Below are 15,635 nucleotides of genomic sequence, written 5' to 3' on the forward strand. Positions count from 1 at the left end.
AAGCCCATATAGGCATTGGCCGCCTAAGATCCAAGCAGAATCAGGCTGGCTTTGCGCCGTCTTCCCCGGCCGGGCGGATGCGCAGCTTGGTGATGCGGTTCTTCTCCCGCTTCATGACGACGAAACGCTTGCCATAAAAAGTGAAGGCCTGGCGCTCTTCCGGGATGGTCATCGATTCGTGGATGACGAGGCCGGCGATCGTCGTCGCCTCCTCATCGGGCAGGTTCCAGTCGAGCGCCCGGTTCAGGTCGCGGATCGGCACGCCGCCGTCGACGACGACGGAACCATCGGCCTCCTGGCGCACACCCTGTATTTCGATATCGTGTTCGTCGGAAATGTCGCCGACGATTTCCTCGAGAATATCCTCCAGCGTGACGATGCCCTGCACCTCGCCATATTCGTCGACGACGACGGCGAAATGCTGCTTGCGGCGCAGGAAGGCATTGAGCTGGTCCTCGAGGTTGGTGCTGTCGGGCACGAACCACGGCTTCTGCGCGATCTTCACGATATCGAGGTTCTGCGGCTCCATGTTCGGTTCGGCGAGCGCCCGCAGCAGATCCTTGGCGTGGACGACGCCGATGATGTTGTCGATCGTGCCGCGCCACAACGGCATGCGCGTATAGGGGCTTTCGAGGATGACGCGCACCACCGCTTCCGGCGCATCGTCGGCGTTGATCGCCCGCATCGCGGTGCGGTGGACCATGATGTCGGACAGTTCGAGCTCGCTAAGATCGAGTACGCCGCCGAGGCGGTCACGGTCGGCCTTCACCACCGATCCCTCGCGGTGCAGCAGATCGACGGCGCCGCGCAGCTCCTCATGCGCCGTCAGCATCGATGTCTCTCGTGAGAGATTGATGCCGAACAGCGAAAGAATCTGCCGCACGATCGCATTGACGAAGGAGGAAACCGGGCCGACGACGGCGACGAAGAGCTTGGCCGGCAGCGCGATGGCGAGTGCGAAGCGCTCAGGCGCCGAAATCGCCCAGCTCTTCGGCAGCACTTCGGCGAAGATGACCAGAATGACGGTCATCGCAAGCGTCGCCAGCGCCACGCCGGAACTGCCGAACAGCCCGAGGAAGAGGCTGGTGGCGATCGATGAGGACAGGATATTGGCGAGATTGTTGCCGATCAGCAGCGCGCCGATCAGCCGGTCGCGCCGCTCGATCAGCTGCCGGACGAGGCCGGCGCGTTCGTCGCCGTTGACTTCGAGCGTATGGACACGGCTGCGCGAAACGGCGGTCAACGCGGTCTCGGAGCCGGAAAAGAAGGCGGACATGAGCACCAGCGCCGTGATCGAAAGGATCTCCGGCCAGTATGTCGAAAGAAATGCCAGAGCGCCTTCGACCGACATCAGGCGTGTTTTTCCCGGAGAAAGCTGATCACTTCGGACGCCGGAACGTCGTCGGCGACGAAGGACTGGCCGATGCCGCGCGTCAGGATGAAAGTGAGCTTGCCGCTCTTGACCTTCTTGTCCTGGGCGATCGCGTCCATCAGCGTTTCGGCCGGCGGCAGGTCGCCCGGAATGTCGGACATGCGGGTCGGCAGGCCGACCTCCTTCAGATGCCGCTCGACGCGCCGCGCATCGTCCGGGCTTGCAAGGTTCATTCGTGCGGAGAATTCATACGCCAGCACCATGCCGATCGAAACGCCCTCGCCATGCACGAGGCGAGAACTGTCATAGGCGGTCGCCGCTTCCAGCGCGTGGCCGAATGTATGGCCAAGATTGAGCAGCGCCCGCTGACCATTCTCACGCTCGTCGGCAACGACGACATCGGCCTTTGCCTGGCAGCTGGCGGCAATCGCCTCGATGCGCGCGGAGCCGCCGGTAAAAACCGACTTCCAGTTCGCTTCCAGCCAGGCGAAGAAATCCGGCTTGTCGATCAGCCCGTATTTGGCGACCTCGGCGTAACCTGCGCGGAATTCGCGCTCGCTCAGCGAATTCAGCACATCCGTATCGGCCAGAACCAGGTCCGGCTGATGGAAGACGCCGATCAGATTCTTGCCGTGGCGGGAATTGATGCCGGTCTTGCCGCCGACGGAGGAATCGACCTGAGACAGCAGCGAGGTCGGTACCTGCACGAAGCGCACGCCGCGACGGACGATGCCGGCCGCAAATCCGGAAAGATCGCCGATGACGCCGCCACCAAGCGCGATGACGTAATCGTTGCGCTCGACGCGCGCCTCAAGCAACTTGTCGCAGGCCGTGATCAGATGTTCGAAGCTCTTGGTCTTCTCGCCGGCCGGCAGGACGACCTCGGCCGAGGCGATACCTGCTTCATCCAGACTTGCGACAAGGGCTTTGAGATAGAGCGGCGCGACATTTTCATCGGTGACAACAGCCGCCTTGCGGCCCTTGAGGCGAGAGGCGATCTCGGCGCCGGCCCGCGCAATCAACCCCGGCCCGATCAGGATGTCGTAGGCGCGCTCGCCGAGCGGCACATGCACCGTTCGGATGGCGGAGGCGGAGGTTATCGCATTCATGACGCTGCACTTTCCTTCTGAGCTTCGATCAAGGCCTTTAGGACTTCGTCGGCCATGATTTCCTTGCGGACGTCGCGCGAAAGCACGGTCAGATCGGCCTGCGCATAGATCGGATAACGCGCATTCATCAGTCCCTCGAGCGTCTGCTTCGGATTTTCGGTCTTGAGCAGCGGTCGCGTATCGCGCTTGGCGACCCGGTCCCACAACACGTCGAGATCGGCCTTCAGCCAGACGGAAAGGCCGCCCTTCCTGATATGCTTGCGCGTCCGGTCGTTGATGAAGGCGCCGCCGCCGGTGGAGACGACACGCGGCCCGCTCTTCAGCAGCCGCTTGATCACCCGCGCTTCCAGCGCCCGGAACTCTTGCTCGCCATAGGCGGCGAAAAGCTCGGCGATCGTCATGCGCGACACCCGCTCGATCTCGAGATCGCTGTCGATGAAGGGAATGGCGAGCTGGCTGGCGACGATGCGCCCGACAGAGGATTTGCCGGCGCCCATCAGGCCGACAAGGATGAGATTGCGTGAACCGAGCGCGGCGCGAGCTCTGTCTTTCAAGCTTTCAGCAACGGTCAGCAGTTGTTCACTCATCGGTCCATTCACACTTTGTTTGCAAACGGTATCGACAAATGCAGATGGAGCGTCAAGTCGCAGGCAAGGGAATCATGGCTTGAATACCGCTTCTTGCACTTGCAGATAGGCTTCTTATAACAGAAGCAGAGCATGAAGGAGTTGCTGGATGCCGACCCTGTTCCGTTTCCTGTTCGTCTGCGCGATCCTCGCCGGGACGGTCTACGGAGCGATGCTGGCGCTTGTGACCTTCGTGGAGCCCGAGCCGCGCGACGTGACGATCCGCATTCCGTCCGAGCGGGTCAATCCGCCCGCCACGGGCGCGATCGACACGACCAGGAAGTGACCGGCATGGTGGATCTCGGCCGCGTCCATGTGGAATCCTTCCTGGAGATGATGAGCGCCGAGCGAGGTGCTGCCGCCAACACGCTGCAATCCTATGAACGCGATCTCGACGACGTCCGCTCCTTCCTGACGGAGCGCAGCATACGGCTGACCGAAGCCGCCTCCACCGATCTCGCCGCCTATCTCTCCTCGCTCGCCCGAAAGGGCTTCAAACCCTCGTCCCAGGCGCGCCGGCTTGCCGCCATGCGGCAATTCTACAAGTTCCTCTACGCCGAGGGACTGAGGGCCGACGACCCCACAGGCATTCTCGACGCACCGAAGAAGGGCCGTCCGCTGCCGAAGACGATGGGCGTCGAAGAGGTCGGCAGGCTGCTTTCGCGGGCGGAGGCCGAAGCCGAGGATCCGGCTCCGGGCCAGTTGCAGCGCCTGCGCATGCTGGCGCTGCTGGAACTGCTCTATGCCACCGGAATGCGGGTCAGCGAACTCGTCTCGCTTCCCGCCCGCGTGCTCGATCAGGAAGGCCGTTTCCTGATGATCCGCGGCAAGGGCAACAAGGAGCGGCTGGTGCCGCTGTCGCAATCGGCGATATCAGCCCTGAAATCCTACGGACGCCTGCTGGCGGTGGAAAATGCAGCCGTGAAGGAACCGCAGGAAAGCCCCTGGCTGTTTCCTTCCGCCTCGAAGGAGGGATACCTGCCGCGCCAGGTTTTCGCCCGCGACCTCAAGAACCTTGCGATCCGCGCCGGTCTGACGCCGTCGCTGATCTCGCCGCATGTCATGCGCCACGCCTTTGCCAGCCACCTGCTTGCCAACGGCGCCGATCTGCGCGTCGTGCAGGAACTCCTCGGCCATTCGGACATTTCGACCACGCAGATTTACACACATGTGCTCGAAGAGAGGCTGCAGCAGCTTGTCCAGACGCATCACCCCCTTGCCAAACAGGCGAAAAAGCACGAATAGGACCGGCGACATGGGGCGGAGCCAGGAAAACGCCCCGGGCACAAGGAACGGAAACGCACCTCATGCACAATTATCTCGACTTCGAAAAGCCGATCTCCGACCTCGAAGGCAAGATTATCGAGCTGAAGAAGCTCGCCACGGAAGACGAGAGCATCGACACCACCGATGAGATCGGCCGGCTGGAGGTTCGCGTCCGTGAGGCGATTGTCGAAATCTATTCCAAGCTCAATCCCTGGCAGAAGACGCAGGTCGCCCGCCATCCGCAGCGCCCGCATTTCGTCGATTACGCCAAGACGCTGTTCCAGGAATTCACGCCGCTTGCCGGCGACCGCAAATTTTCCGAGGATGCCGCGATCCAGGCGGGCCTTGCCCGTTTCCGCGGCCAGCCCGTCGCCGTCATCGGTCAGGAAAAGGGCAACGATACCAAGAGCCGCCTGAAGCACAATTTCGGCAGCCCCCGCCCGGAAGGCTATCGCAAGGCAATCCGCATTCTTGAAATGGCCGATCGTTTCGGCCTGCCGGTGATTTCGCTGGTGGATACGGCAGGCGCCTATCCCGGCGTCGGCGCCGAAGAGCGCGGCCAGGCCGAGGCGATCGCCCGCTCGACGGAAATGTGCCTCGGCGTCAAGGTTCCCCTCGTTTCCGTCGTCATCGGCGAAGGCGGCTCGGGCGGCGCCATCGCCATCGCCACCGGCAACAAGGTCTACATGCTCGAGCATTCGATCTATAGCGTCATCTCGCCGGAAGGGGCCGCCTCCATCCTCTGGCGCGATTCCACCCGCGCCCGGGAAGCGGCGACCAACATGAAGATCACCGCCGAGGACCTGAAATCGCTCGGCGTCATTGACGGCATCATTTCCGAGCCGCTCGGCGGCGCGCATCGCGATCCCGACAGCGTGATTGCCGCAACCGGTGACGTGATCGCCAGTGCTCTGGCCGAAATGGCACCCCGCTCCGGCGAACAGCTGCGCAACGACCGCCGCCAGAAATTCCTCGCCATGGGCCGCAATCTCTAGCGGACATTCGGCTCTTCGCCGATTGGGGCCAAACCTTGGCCACATTGATGTTATCTGTAGCATTCGCGCTTGCGGGGATGTTCCAGGCACGTCATAGGCTGGTAAGGATTTATAAAGTATAAGCCGCCTATGATTCCGTTTGATGCCGGACTCCATGGGCGGACCGGGTCGCATTATCTTTATGGGCTAGTTGGGATGCGCATACGTCATTTTGCCTATATTTCCCTCATGGCGCTGGCTCTGTCCGGCTGCAATGACGCGTTGGAAACAGCGCAGGTCGATCTTTCCAAGGTCAAGAACAAGGTCGAGCAGCCGCTTCCCAGCCATATCCTCGCTCAGATGTCCGCCAAGGGCATGGACCGCAATTCGCCGATCATGATCCGCATCTTCAAGGAAGAAGGTGCTATGGAGATCTGGAAGGCGAAGACCGACAACCGTTTCGACAAGATCGCCGATTACAAGATCTGCGCCTGGTCCGGCCGTCTCGGCCCGAAGGTAAAGACCGGCGACCGGCAGGCGCCGGAAGGTTTCTATGAACTGACGCGCGCCAACCTGAACCCCAATTCCAAATATTATCTGGCGATCAATACCGGCTTCCCGAACCGCTACGACGCGGCGAACGGCCGCACCGGTTCCGATCTGATGATCCATGGCGCCTGCTCGTCCTCCGGCTGCTATTCGATGACCGACCAGCAGGTGCTGGAGATCTACGCGTTTGCCCGCGACGCTTTCAAGGGCGGCCAGGCGACGGTGCAGCTGCAGGCTTTCCCCTTCCGCATGACGGCGGAAAACATGGTCAAACATCGCCTCGACAGCAGTTACGACTTCTGGAAGATGCTGAAGGTCGGCTACGACAATTTCGAAGTGACGAAGCGCCCGCCTGAGGTCGCCGTCTGCGAGAAGAAATACGTCTTCAATCAGCAGGCAACCGACGGCGGCGCCTTCAATGCCGCCGGCAAGTGCCCTGCTATGTCGACGCCGCCGGCACTGACGGCGGCCCTTGCCTCCTACGGCAAGACCTACGATGCCGACTATGCCAAGGCGATGAGCAAATTTGACGGCATGGCCTGGTACGATCCCACGGAAGCCGAGCGCAAGGCCGTGGTCGCCAAGCAGCGCAAGGGCCGCGAACTTGCTTACGCGCCGACCGGCACGTCGCTGGAAGCCGGCCGCATGGTCAAGGTCGCCGAACTCGAAGAACTGATGGCCAAGCGCACCGCGCAGGGCCTCGCCGCCAAGACCGCGCCGGGCGCCACGCCTGCAGCACCTGCCCAGCCGCCGGCAACGGCCGTCGCTGCCGCGACACCTGCGGTCGTGCCGGTGCCGATGCAGAACCCGCTGGCCTTTGCGGCACCCGAACCGCAGGAAACGGCAGAAGCCACCACGAAGAAGCCGTTCTGGAAATTCTGGGCGAGGAACTGAACGGCTTGAACCCCGTTCTCTACGATCTTCGCGGCCTGAAATGCCCATTTCCCGTGATCAAGACACGCAAGAAGCTCGCCGCCATGGCGAGCGGCACGCTCATTCGCGTCGACACCACCGATCCGCTCGCCGTGATCGATATGCCGCATTTCTGCAATGAGGACGGCCACGAACTGGTCGAGACGGAAAAGACCGAAAGCGGCCACCGCTTCCTGATCCGCAAGCGCTAAAGCGCGTCGCGCAAAACTGAACCTAATTGAATGAGCCTGAGGGTTATTACGAAGCGCACGCCTCCACCATAAGGCTGTCGCCCGCGTCTCCAACCTTGCCTGCTCGCGCTTCCGCAGCTGTCGGTCGGAGACCAAGAGGCGTCGAAAATTCATCATACAACTACACAGCTTTTGTATGTTGACATTATACTTTACAGGTTCTAGCCATAGTGAGCCGGTCGGAGGAACGGCAAGAATAGAGGAGGCTATCGATCCAAGTCTTCTGTTTCCACAAGAAGAGCGACAGTGTTCGCGTGTAGAGGTAAGCAGCTGCTCCATCGAACCCGATGGGTACGCTGAGCCATGTTGGTATGTCTCGATGAGGCTCGTCCAACTCGTGCAAACCTTTCGGGCCGACCATCAGTGCCCGAGCGTGGAAATATCGCTGGAAGGAGGCGAAGCGTGCAGAGGCACCTTCCTCTAAGTCGCAAAGCCGGGATACCGACTCTGAGAATTCATCGTCATGCAAAACGGGAGGAGAGCATGAAAAACCTTGTTAAACTGGCGGCCGGTCTTATGGTTGCCGCTTCATTCATGAGCGGCGCGGCCAGCGCTCAAACGGTGCTGAAATCGTCCGATACACATCCGGACGGCTATCCGACAGTCGAGGGCGTCAAATATTTCGGCGAGCTGTTGAAGGAGCGCACGCAGGGCCGCTATTCCCTCGAAGTGTATCATTCCGCCCAGCTCGGCGAGGAGAAAGACACGATCGAGCAGGTGCGCTCCGGCGTAATCGAGTTGAATCGTGTGTCGATGGCGCCCTTCAACGGCACTGTGAAGGAATCGATCGTTCCGGCTCTGCCCTATATCTTCCGTTCGGAAGATCACATGCACAAGGTCATGGACGGCGCCATCGGCGACCAGATCAAGAAGGCGTTCGAACCGGCCGGCCTCGTGGTGCTTGCCTACTATGATGCCGGCGCGCGCTCGTTTTACAACAAAACGAAGCCGATCAATTCGGTTACCGACATGAAAGGTCTGAAGTTCCGCGTTATCCAGTCCGACATCTTCGTCGACATGGTGGCCGCCCTCGGCGCCAATGCCACGCCGATGCCCTATGGAGAAGTCTATTCGGGGATCGAAACGGGCGTTATCGACGGCGCGGAAAACAACTTCCCGAGCTACGACACCGCCAAGCACGCCGAAGTGGCGAAGAACTACTCGCTGGATGAGCATACGATCCTGCCGGAAGTGTTCGTCATGAACAAGGCGGCGTTTGACAAGCTGACGCCGGAGGATCAGGCGGTCTTCAAACAGGCAGCCAAGGACAGCGTCGCCAAGCAGCGCGAGCTGTGGTCAGCCAAGGTCGCTGAATCGCGCGCCAATGTCGAAAAGCTCGGCGCTCAGATCACCATGCCGGACAAGCAGGGGTTCATCGACGCCATGGCCCCGGTTTATGAAAAGCACGTGAAAGACGACGTGCTGAAGAAGATGGTCGAGGATGTAAAGGCTGTGCAATAGCCCTAGCCTGCCTTCCTTTTTGCGGAAAGCGGCGGCGGTTATCGGGGTGGACAGTTATCTCCACCCCGGTTCACACGCCGCTTCGTGCACATCTTCTCGTTTCCTCCCGACAAGGGAGAGTGAGCGCCCAAATTCGACGAGGTCCCTATGTCGAACAACCTGACACCCGTCGTCAATTTTCTGACGCGCCTGAGCAACGCCGCCCTTTGGCTCGCGGGCACCGGCTTGGTGCTGATGACGGTCTTTGTCGCCTGGCAGGTATTTTGCCGCTATGTGCTGAATGATTCGCCGAGTTGGACGGAGCCGGGCTCGGTCATGCTGATGAGCTGGTTCATCTTCCTCGGCGCTGCCGTCGGCATCCGGGAGAATAATCATCTTGGTTTCGACGTGCTGCTTTATGTGCTGCCGAAATCCGGCAAGCGCGTCCTGCGCATGATCTCGGACGTCGTCATTCTCGCCTTCGGCGCCGGCATGGTCTGGTACGGCGGCGCGCTCATAAGCCTGACCTGGAACACAACCTTGCCGTCGCTGGGTATTTCCGGCGCGTTCGACTATCTGCCGCTCGCAGGCGGCGGGGTGCTTGCCGTTATCTTCTCGCTGGAGCGCATCGTGCTCCGCCTCGCCGGAGAACCGATCGACGATGCGCTGGATGAGATTCTGCCGGCGGAAATCGCCGTCGAGATCGAGAACATCAATGCCGATCCGAACGTCAAATTGAAGGTGTAGCGCGATGGAACTCTGGATCCTGTTCGGTGTTTTCACCACCCTGATGCTGATAGGCACGCCGATCGCCTTCTGCCTCGGCGTCGCCAGCTTCGCCACGGTGCTCTACATGGGCCTGCCGCCGCTGGTCATCTTCCAGCGGCTGAATTCCGGCATGAGTGTATTTTCGCTCCTCGCCATCCCCTTTTTCATCTACGCCGGCGACCTGATGGTGCGCGGCGGCATCGCCAGCCGCATCGTCGCCTTCGCCGCATCACTGGTCGGCCACGTGCGCGGCGGCCTCGGCCAGGTCAACATCGTCACTGCCACGCTGTTCGGCGGCATCTCCGGTTCGGCGGTGGCAGAAGCCGCAGCCGTCGGCGGCCTGATGATCCCGCAGATGAAGCAGCGCGGCTATGGCGCCGATTATGCGGTGAACGTCACGTCGATGGCCGCGCTGATCGCGCTGCTCCTGCCGCCCTCCCACAACATGATCATCTATTCGATCTCTGCCGGCGGCAAGATCTCCATCGCCGACCTGTTCACCGCCGGCGTGTTACCCGGACTATTGCTCGCGGTCGCGCTCATGGTGACGGCTTACATCGTTGCGCGCTCGCGCGGCTATCCGACCGAGCCCTTTCCGGGCTTTGTCATGGTGGCTCATTTGCTCGCCGTCGCACTGCCCGGGTTGCTGCTGATCGCCATCATCTTCGGCGGGGTGAGGTCCGGCGTCTTCACTGCGACGGAAAGCTCTTGCATCGCGGTGCTCTACGCGCTGCTGATAACTCTCCTGGTCTACCGGCAGATGAGTTGGAGAGACTTCGTTCACGCCACGCAAGGCGCCGTGCGCACGACGGCAATGGTGCTTTTGATTATCGGCACGGCCGCCGCCTTCTCCTGGTTGATGGCCTTCCTCAAGGTGCCGGCCTCGCTGGTAATCTGGATGAAGAGCGTCGCCGACGATCCGCTGACGGTGCTGCTCCTGCTCAATGTCCTCATGCTTGTGCTCGGCACTTTTATGGACATGGGGCCGACCATCATTATCTGCACGCCGATCTTCCTGCCGGTTGCACAGGCCTACGGTGTCGACCCGGTGCATTTCGGCGTGATCATGATCCTGAATTTCGGCATAGGGTTGAACACGCCTCCTGTCGGCGCGGTGCAATTCGTGGCTTGTGCAGTCGGCAAGATCTCTGTCTGGGAGGCCATGCGCTCGATCTGGCCGTTCTACGGTGCAGGCATCGTGGTGCTCGGGCTGGTCACTTACATCCCGGCGATTTCGCTGTGGCTGCCGAGCGTGTTCAAATAGGAGTGCGAGATGGCGACCGACACAGCCGTAGATTTCAGGGTCGAGCGAAAGCCGAAACTCTCCGAAGGCGTCGTTTCGGCCATCCGCGCTCAGGTCGTGTCCGGAGTGTACGCGCCAGGCCAGAAGCTGCCGACGGAGACCCGGATGGGCGAACTCTTCGGCGTCAGCCGCACCGTTGTCCGTGAGGCGATTGCAACCCTTGCCGCCGACGGCCTCGTCGAGGCGCGGCAAGGCGCCGGCGTCTTCGTCAAGAACCATCCGACGATTGCCTTCGGTTCGATCAGCGCCGATGTCGGCAACAAGGTTTCCCATGCACTCAACATCATCGAGGTGCGCATGGGGCTGGAAATCGAGAGCGCAGGGCTTGCTGCGCTACGGCGCAATGCGGCTCAGGAAGCGCAGATTCAGGAAGCATTCTTCGAATTCGACCGGCTGCTCGAGCGCGGCGAAGCAACCGGCAAGAGCGACTTCGCTTTCCACCGAGAAATCGCGGCTGCCACCAATAATTCATATTATGTCGAAGTTCTCGATGCGCTTGGCATGCGGGCCATCCCCTGCGACGTCGCCTCGCCGTGGGGTACGGATAGCACGCTGTCGCGTGACTATCAGGAAGGCCTGCAGCGCGAGCATTTGGCGATTTTGAAGGCGATTTCTGCCGGGGACCCGGAAGCCGCCCGCGCCGCCATGCGCGCCCATCTGGCGGCAAGCCAGGAGCGCTATCGCAGCCTTCTCAGCGGCCAGCAGGCCAAGTGGCTTTCAAGTATCCTTAAACGCAAGACCTGAAGAAGATCGCGCAACAACAAACATCAACGGTTTAAATCCGCATGCCGGGGATGGCGAGCGGATTGTCCGACAGCGCCACACGATCGGGCATGTCGATGCGCGGCTTGCCGAGGAAGGCGTCGAAGAGATCCTTCACGAAGGCTTCCGGCAGATCCCGGGTGATCAGCACCATGCGCGTGCGCCGGTCTTCCCCCGGCCAGGCGGGAAGCCGCACCGGCGGGTGGAAAATGCTCTGCACGCCATGCAGCACCAGCGGCCGATCCGGCCGGTCGGAAACGGACACGATCGCCTTCATCCTCAACAGCTTCTCGCCATGGGCCGAACGCAGAAGATCGATGAACATCTCGAGCGCCATCGGATCGATCGGCTTTTCCTCGATGATCGAGAAAGAGCGGATCGAGGCATCGTGACGATTGACGTCATGCGGATCCTGATGCGCGTGGCCATGATGATCATGATGGTGGTGACCGTGGTGATCGCCATCATGATCATGATCGTGATGTCCATCACGACCGTGGTCGTGATTGTGATGCGCCTCGTGTGCATCCTCGTCCTGCAGCCAGCGGCCGACATCGGCGATCTTCGTCGCCGGATCGTAGAGCCCGTTGACCAGCACCGCGGCACTGCCCGCCTCGGCGCTGTCGGCATCCATCATCACGGCACGCGGATTGAGCGCCCGCAGCCGCTTTTCCAGCCCGTCCGTCGCCTCGGCCATCGATTTTTTCGAGACGATCAGCCGGTCGGCGACCGCCGCCTGCTTGCGCGCTTCCTCGTGATTGTCGAGCGTCTGCAGCCCATTAACCGCGTCCACGACGGTGACGACGCCGTCGAGCTCGAAATTCGTGGCAATGACGGGATTTCCCATGATCGCCTGCATGACCGGTGAAGGATCGGCAAGGCCGGTCGTCTCGATGACGACGCGCTTGACCGGCTTGACGCGGCCCGTCTGCACGGCGTCCATCAGGTTCGCCAGCGTATCGACAAGCTCGCCGCGCACGGTGCAGCAGAGGCAGCCATCGGACAGCTCGATGATCGAATCGCCGGAACTTTCGACCAGAAGATGATCGATGCCGACATCGCCGAATTCGTTGATGATGACGGCCGCATCCTTCATGACAGGATCTTTGAGGATGCGGTTGAGCAGCGTCGATTTGCCGGCGCCGAGAAAGCCTGTCAGGATGGTGACCGGAATCCTGTCGTTGAGCGCGCTCATGTCATTTTACCTTAAAAGCTTAAAAGGATGTCGGGCGCGGCATCGGCACCGGCACGTTGGCGATTGCTCCCGCGGTATCGCCCCGCGCCATTTTCTCCGGCTGCGCTGCCGGCTGCGGATCCTGGCCCGGAATGAGGCCGGCAAAGACGAATTGCGGATCGTGGTCCATCGGCTGGATATAGGGTGACAGCACCTTCATGCGGCCGACCTCGTCGCGCGTTTCGCTGCGCACCTTGGCGCCCTTGGCGCTGCAGATATCGGCGCCGATGTCGGTCACCTGGTCCTGTCCCACCCCGTAAGGTCTCAGCGAACCCAGCGTGTCGTTGCTGGCAGGCTGGGTGGTAAAGCCCTTCTGCAAAAGGTTCGCGGTCGCATCGGCGCGGGCTGCAAGGCTGTCGGTGCCGAGCACGACGGAGACCAGCGTGCGGCCGTTGCGCGTCGCCGAACCGATCTGGTTGAAGCCCGAGGCGCAGATGAAGCCGGTCTTCATGCCGTCCGCGCCGGCAAAACGGCCGATCAGCATGTTGAGGTTCGGCACGTTCTGCTGGCCGTTGGTGAAACCTTCCAGCGAGAAATAGCCGGCATATTGCGGAAAATCGCGGCGCAGCGCCACCGTCAGCACCGCAAGGTCGCGTGCCGTCGTATACTGGCCCTTGCCGGGCAAGCCGTTCGGATTGACGAAGTGCGAATCCGTCATGCCGAGCTTCAGCGCCTCGCCGTTCATCCGCGTCACGAAGCCTTCCTGCGTGCCGCCGATGGCTTCGGCGACCGCGACCGCAACATCATTGGCCGATTTGACCAGCAGGATCTTCAATGCGCTGTCGAGCGTCAGTTTCTGACCCGGCTTGAAATACATCTTGGCGGCCGGCTGCGCGGCGGCACGTTTGCTGATGACGACGGGCGTATCGAGGCTGATCTGACCGGCGCGGATCGCGTCGAACACGGTATAGACGGTCATCAGCTTGGTCAGCGAGGCCGGATACCATTTGCGGAAGGCCTCTTCATGCTCCAGCACGCGGCCGGTCTGTACATCGACGAGAATGTGCGGATTGGCCTGGGCCAGCGGAACCGAGGTCAGAAAAACGGCCGTCGCCGCTGACACGAAAGAAAGCGGCCGCAAGGCAGCAAACAAACGGAAGTGGCTCGTCGACACGGTTCGTCCTTCAGATACAGGAAAATCTCGAAATCTTCCCCTATTTAGCCTATATGGCTATGACATGGCAAAGGTCATTGACTAAGTAATTTCCACAGCCTCACACCCTTGTGATGCGATGAAAGATTGTCGAGATTTCATAACAGGAACGCCGATATGCCGATTTTGAACAGAGCCGCGGAGTTGCAGGACGAGGTCGCCGAATGGCGCCGCCACATCCACGCTCGGCCCGAACTCCTCTTCGCGGTGGAAAACACGGCCGCCTTCGTCGCCGAAAAACTCAAGGAATTCGGCATCGACGAGATCGTCACCGGTATCGGCCGCACCGGTGTCGTCGGCCTGATCAAGGGCAAGGGCGAAGGCCGCCGCACAGTCGGCCTGCGCGCCGACATGGACGCCCTGCCGCTCACCGAAATCACCGGCAAACCCTGGGCTTCGAAGACGCCGGGCAAGATGCATGCCTGCGGCCATGACGGCCACACCGCCATGCTGCTCGGCGCCGCGAAATACCTGGCCGAAACCCGAAACTTCAACGGCAATGTCGCCGTCATCTTCCAGCCCGCCGAAGAAGGCGGCGGCGGCGGCAATCTGATGGTCAAGGACGGCATGATGGAGCGCTTCGATATCGAAGAGGTCTACGGCATGCACAATCTGCCAGGCCTCCCGGTCGGCCAGTTCGCCACCCGCAAGGGCGCCATCATGGCGGCGACCGACGAATTCACCGTCACCGTCAAGGGCCGCGGCGGCCACGCTGCCCAGCCGCATAAGACGATCGACCCGATCGCCATCGGCGCCCAGATCATCGCCAATCTGCAGATGATCGCCTCGCGCACCGCCGATCCGCTGCGCTCGGTGGTCGTCTCGGTGACCAAGTTCAATGCCGGTTTCGCCCATAACGTCATTCCGAACGATGCGACCTTCGCCGGTACGGTCCGCACCCTCGACCCCGAGGTGCGCACGCTCGCCGAAACCCGGTTCCGGCAGATTATCGAGGGCCTGGTCGCGGCCCACGGCGCCGAGGCCGAAATCAGCTTCCACCGCAACTATCCCGTCACCGTCAACCACCCGGATGAGACCGAGCATGCAATCGCCACCGCCAGCGCCATCGCCGGCGAAGGCAACGTCAACGCCGAGATCGATCCGATGATGGGCGGCGAGGATTTCTCCTACATGCTGAACGCCCGCCCCGGCGCCTTCATCTTCATCGGCAACGGCGACAGCGCCGGCCTCCACAACCCGGCCTACGACTTCAACGACGAAGCCATCGCCCACGGCATCTCCTATTGGGTCCGCCTTGCCGAACAACGCCTCGGCCTCTAGCAACAATTAAGGCTTGGCTTCGCGCCAAGCCTTTTGTATGCATGGCGTGCAAGTGGTCCCGTAGCTCAGCAGGATAGAGCACCAGATTCCTAATCTGGGGGTCGCGCGTTCGAATCGCGCCGGGATCACCAGTCAATCAGATGCTTATCTCCCTCGACAGAACCTACGTTCCTGCAGACATGCAAGAACGTAATAACGATGTCATGAGAAACCGGCCTTGACTGTTAGTAGCGAGGCCGAGCGTCGCGCTAAGGCCGCACGACCCGAGCTCTTGGGCCGAAGAAATTGGCGATCAATTGGATTCGTTCAACTGGCTAGTTTTTCAACATCGGATCGATCCGCGGTCAGTTCGCTCAAAGTTGACGATCGCGTCTCCGCACAGACTGCCCTCCCGAAAAGGCACTCCGGCCAGAACCACTAGATCGGAAACAGTCAACGAATATTTTTGCGATCAATGCGCGCCCGACGCAAATGCGCGCATATCGGAGCATGCCATCGTAAAGTGGATATGGCCACTGCGGCTGATTATCGATCCCTAGTTGAAAATGTTCTCTGCGATGAGCGCGCCGCGGAAGTCGTCATGGTCCCAGCCATGCGAAGTCTTTCGCACCGCTGCCTCGCCATCCCAGCCCATA

Annotated in this window: 15 protein-coding genes and 1 tRNA gene; 11 read left to right on the top strand and 5 right to left on the bottom strand. The window is 61.2% G+C overall.

What is annotated here, in order from left to right; translation table 11 throughout:
• Positions 1-40: 40 nt before the first annotated feature.
• From RL_RS22440 to RL_RS22450, 3 genes are read right to left on the bottom strand one after another with little or no spacing between them, the layout of a single operon-like run.
• Positions 41-1,351, bottom strand: coding sequence for an HlyC/CorC family transporter (locus RL_RS22440; protein WP_011653733.1), 1,311 nt, complete (start codon positions 1,349-1,351; stop codon positions 41-43).
• Positions 1,351-2,481 carry a 3-dehydroquinate synthase gene (aroB, locus tag RL_RS22445; protein ID WP_011653734.1) on the bottom strand — a complete coding sequence of 377 codons (1,131 nt, stop codon included), beginning with the start codon at positions 2,479-2,481 and terminating at the stop codon, positions 1,351-1,353. The genes RL_RS22440 and aroB overlap by 1 nt, the downstream gene beginning before the upstream one ends.
• A complete protein-coding gene (locus RL_RS22450; protein ID WP_041936484.1) occupies positions 2,478-3,068 on the bottom strand; it encodes a shikimate kinase in 591 nt (196 codons plus the stop codon). Before RL_RS22450 ends, aroB begins: the two co-directional genes overlap by 4 nt.
• 148 nt (positions 3,069-3,216) lie before the next feature.
• On the opposite strand from RL_RS22450, the gene RL_RS40235 reads away from it, so the two are divergent.
• The 9 genes from RL_RS40235 to RL_RS22495 all read left to right on the top strand — a co-directional run bounded on the left by RL_RS40235 (position 3,217) and on the right by RL_RS22495 (position 11,314).
• Positions 3,217-3,393 carry a hypothetical protein gene (locus RL_RS40235; RefSeq protein ID WP_003543363.1) on the top strand — a complete coding sequence of 59 codons (177 nt, stop codon included), beginning with the start codon at positions 3,217-3,219 and terminating at the stop codon, positions 3,391-3,393.
• A gap of 5 nt (positions 3,394-3,398) precedes the next feature.
• Positions 3,399-4,352: a site-specific tyrosine recombinase XerD gene (xerD, locus tag RL_RS22460; RefSeq protein WP_011653736.1), complete on the top strand. Its 954-nt coding sequence runs from the start codon at positions 3,399-3,401 to the stop codon at positions 4,350-4,352.
• 62 nt (positions 4,353-4,414) lie between these two features.
• Complete coding sequence (locus tag RL_RS22465; protein WP_011653737.1) at positions 4,415-5,368, top strand: acetyl-CoA carboxylase carboxyltransferase subunit alpha; 954 nt, start codon at positions 4,415-4,417, stop codon at positions 5,366-5,368.
• A gap of 195 nt (positions 5,369-5,563) precedes the next feature.
• Positions 5,564-6,790: a L,D-transpeptidase family protein gene (locus RL_RS22470; protein WP_028743982.1), complete on the top strand. Its 1,227-nt coding sequence runs from the start codon at positions 5,564-5,566 to the stop codon at positions 6,788-6,790.
• Between the two features lie 5 nt (positions 6,791-6,795).
• Positions 6,796-7,020, top strand: a complete 225-nt coding sequence (locus RL_RS22475) for a sulfurtransferase TusA family protein (RefSeq protein ID WP_011653739.1) — start codon at positions 6,796-6,798, stop codon at positions 7,018-7,020.
• A gap of 522 nt (positions 7,021-7,542) precedes the next feature.
• On the top strand, positions 7,543-8,520 hold the full coding sequence (locus tag RL_RS22480; RefSeq protein ID WP_011653740.1) for a TRAP transporter substrate-binding protein: 978 nt from the start codon (positions 7,543-7,545) through the stop codon (positions 8,518-8,520).
• Between the two features lie 147 nt (positions 8,521-8,667).
• A complete protein-coding gene (locus tag RL_RS22485) occupies positions 8,668-9,246 on the top strand; it encodes a TRAP transporter small permease (RefSeq protein WP_011653741.1) in 579 nt (192 codons plus the stop codon).
• A gap of 4 nt (positions 9,247-9,250) precedes the next feature.
• Positions 9,251-10,531, top strand: a complete 1,281-nt coding sequence (locus RL_RS22490) for a TRAP transporter large permease (RefSeq protein WP_011653742.1) — start codon at positions 9,251-9,253, stop codon at positions 10,529-10,531.
• 9 nt (positions 10,532-10,540) lie between these two features.
• A complete protein-coding gene (locus tag RL_RS22495) occupies positions 10,541-11,314 on the top strand; it encodes a FadR/GntR family transcriptional regulator (RefSeq protein WP_011653743.1) in 774 nt (257 codons plus the stop codon).
• Positions 11,315-11,345: 31 nt separating this feature from the next.
• Here the strand turns inward: RL_RS22495 and RL_RS22500 are convergent, their stop codons facing one another.
• Together RL_RS22500 and RL_RS22505 are read right to left on the bottom strand one after the other, a co-directional pair.
• Complete coding sequence (locus RL_RS22500) at positions 11,346-12,527, bottom strand: CobW family GTP-binding protein (RefSeq protein ID WP_011653744.1); 1,182 nt, start codon at positions 12,525-12,527, stop codon at positions 11,346-11,348.
• Positions 12,528-12,546: 19 nt separating this feature from the next.
• Complete coding sequence (locus RL_RS22505) at positions 12,547-13,680, bottom strand: D-alanyl-D-alanine carboxypeptidase family protein (protein ID WP_011653745.1); 1,134 nt, start codon at positions 13,678-13,680, stop codon at positions 12,547-12,549.
• 156 nt (positions 13,681-13,836) lie between these two features.
• Here RL_RS22505 and RL_RS22510 point away from each other — a divergent pair, with 156 nt between their 5' ends.
• Together RL_RS22510 and RL_RS22515 are read left to right on the top strand one after the other, a co-directional pair.
• Positions 13,837-15,000: a M20 aminoacylase family protein gene (locus tag RL_RS22510; RefSeq protein WP_011653746.1), complete on the top strand. Its 1,164-nt coding sequence runs from the start codon at positions 13,837-13,839 to the stop codon at positions 14,998-15,000.
• 54 nt (positions 15,001-15,054) lie between these two features.
• Positions 15,055-15,131, top strand: a tRNA-Arg gene (locus RL_RS22515).
• Positions 15,132-15,635 lie beyond the last annotated feature (504 nt).

Source organism: Rhizobium johnstonii 3841 (genome assembly GCF_000009265.1).
Classification (GTDB): Bacteria; Pseudomonadota; Alphaproteobacteria; order Rhizobiales; family Rhizobiaceae; genus Rhizobium; species Rhizobium acaciae.

Coding starts and splice junctions, on each gene's coding strand:
- RL_RS22440 (WP_011653733.1), bottom strand. CDS start 1,351: ATGTCGGTCGAAGGCGCTCTGGCATTTCTTTCGACATACTGGCCGGAG.
- aroB (WP_011653734.1), bottom strand. CDS start 2,481: ATGAATGCGATAACCTCCGCCTCCGCCATCCGAACGGTGCATGTGCCG.
- RL_RS22450 (WP_041936484.1), bottom strand. CDS start 3,068: ATGAGTGAACAACTGCTGACCGTTGCTGAAAGCTTGAAAGACAGAGCT.
- RL_RS40235 (WP_003543363.1), top strand. CDS start 3,217: ATGCCGACCCTGTTCCGTTTCCTGTTCGTCTGCGCGATCCTCGCCGGG.
- xerD (WP_011653736.1), top strand. CDS start 3,399: ATGGTGGATCTCGGCCGCGTCCATGTGGAATCCTTCCTGGAGATGATG.
- RL_RS22465 (WP_011653737.1), top strand. CDS start 4,415: ATGCACAATTATCTCGACTTCGAAAAGCCGATCTCCGACCTCGAAGGC.
- RL_RS22470 (WP_028743982.1), top strand. CDS start 5,564: ATGCGCATACGTCATTTTGCCTATATTTCCCTCATGGCGCTGGCTCTG.
- RL_RS22480 (WP_011653740.1), top strand. CDS start 7,543: ATGAAAAACCTTGTTAAACTGGCGGCCGGTCTTATGGTTGCCGCTTCA.
- RL_RS22485 (WP_011653741.1), top strand. CDS start 8,668: ATGTCGAACAACCTGACACCCGTCGTCAATTTTCTGACGCGCCTGAGC.
- RL_RS22490 (WP_011653742.1), top strand. CDS start 9,251: ATGGAACTCTGGATCCTGTTCGGTGTTTTCACCACCCTGATGCTGATA.
- RL_RS22495 (WP_011653743.1), top strand. CDS start 10,541: ATGGCGACCGACACAGCCGTAGATTTCAGGGTCGAGCGAAAGCCGAAA.
- RL_RS22500 (WP_011653744.1), bottom strand. CDS start 12,527: ATGAGCGCGCTCAACGACAGGATTCCGGTCACCATCCTGACAGGCTTT.
- RL_RS22510 (WP_011653746.1), top strand. CDS start 13,837: ATGCCGATTTTGAACAGAGCCGCGGAGTTGCAGGACGAGGTCGCCGAA.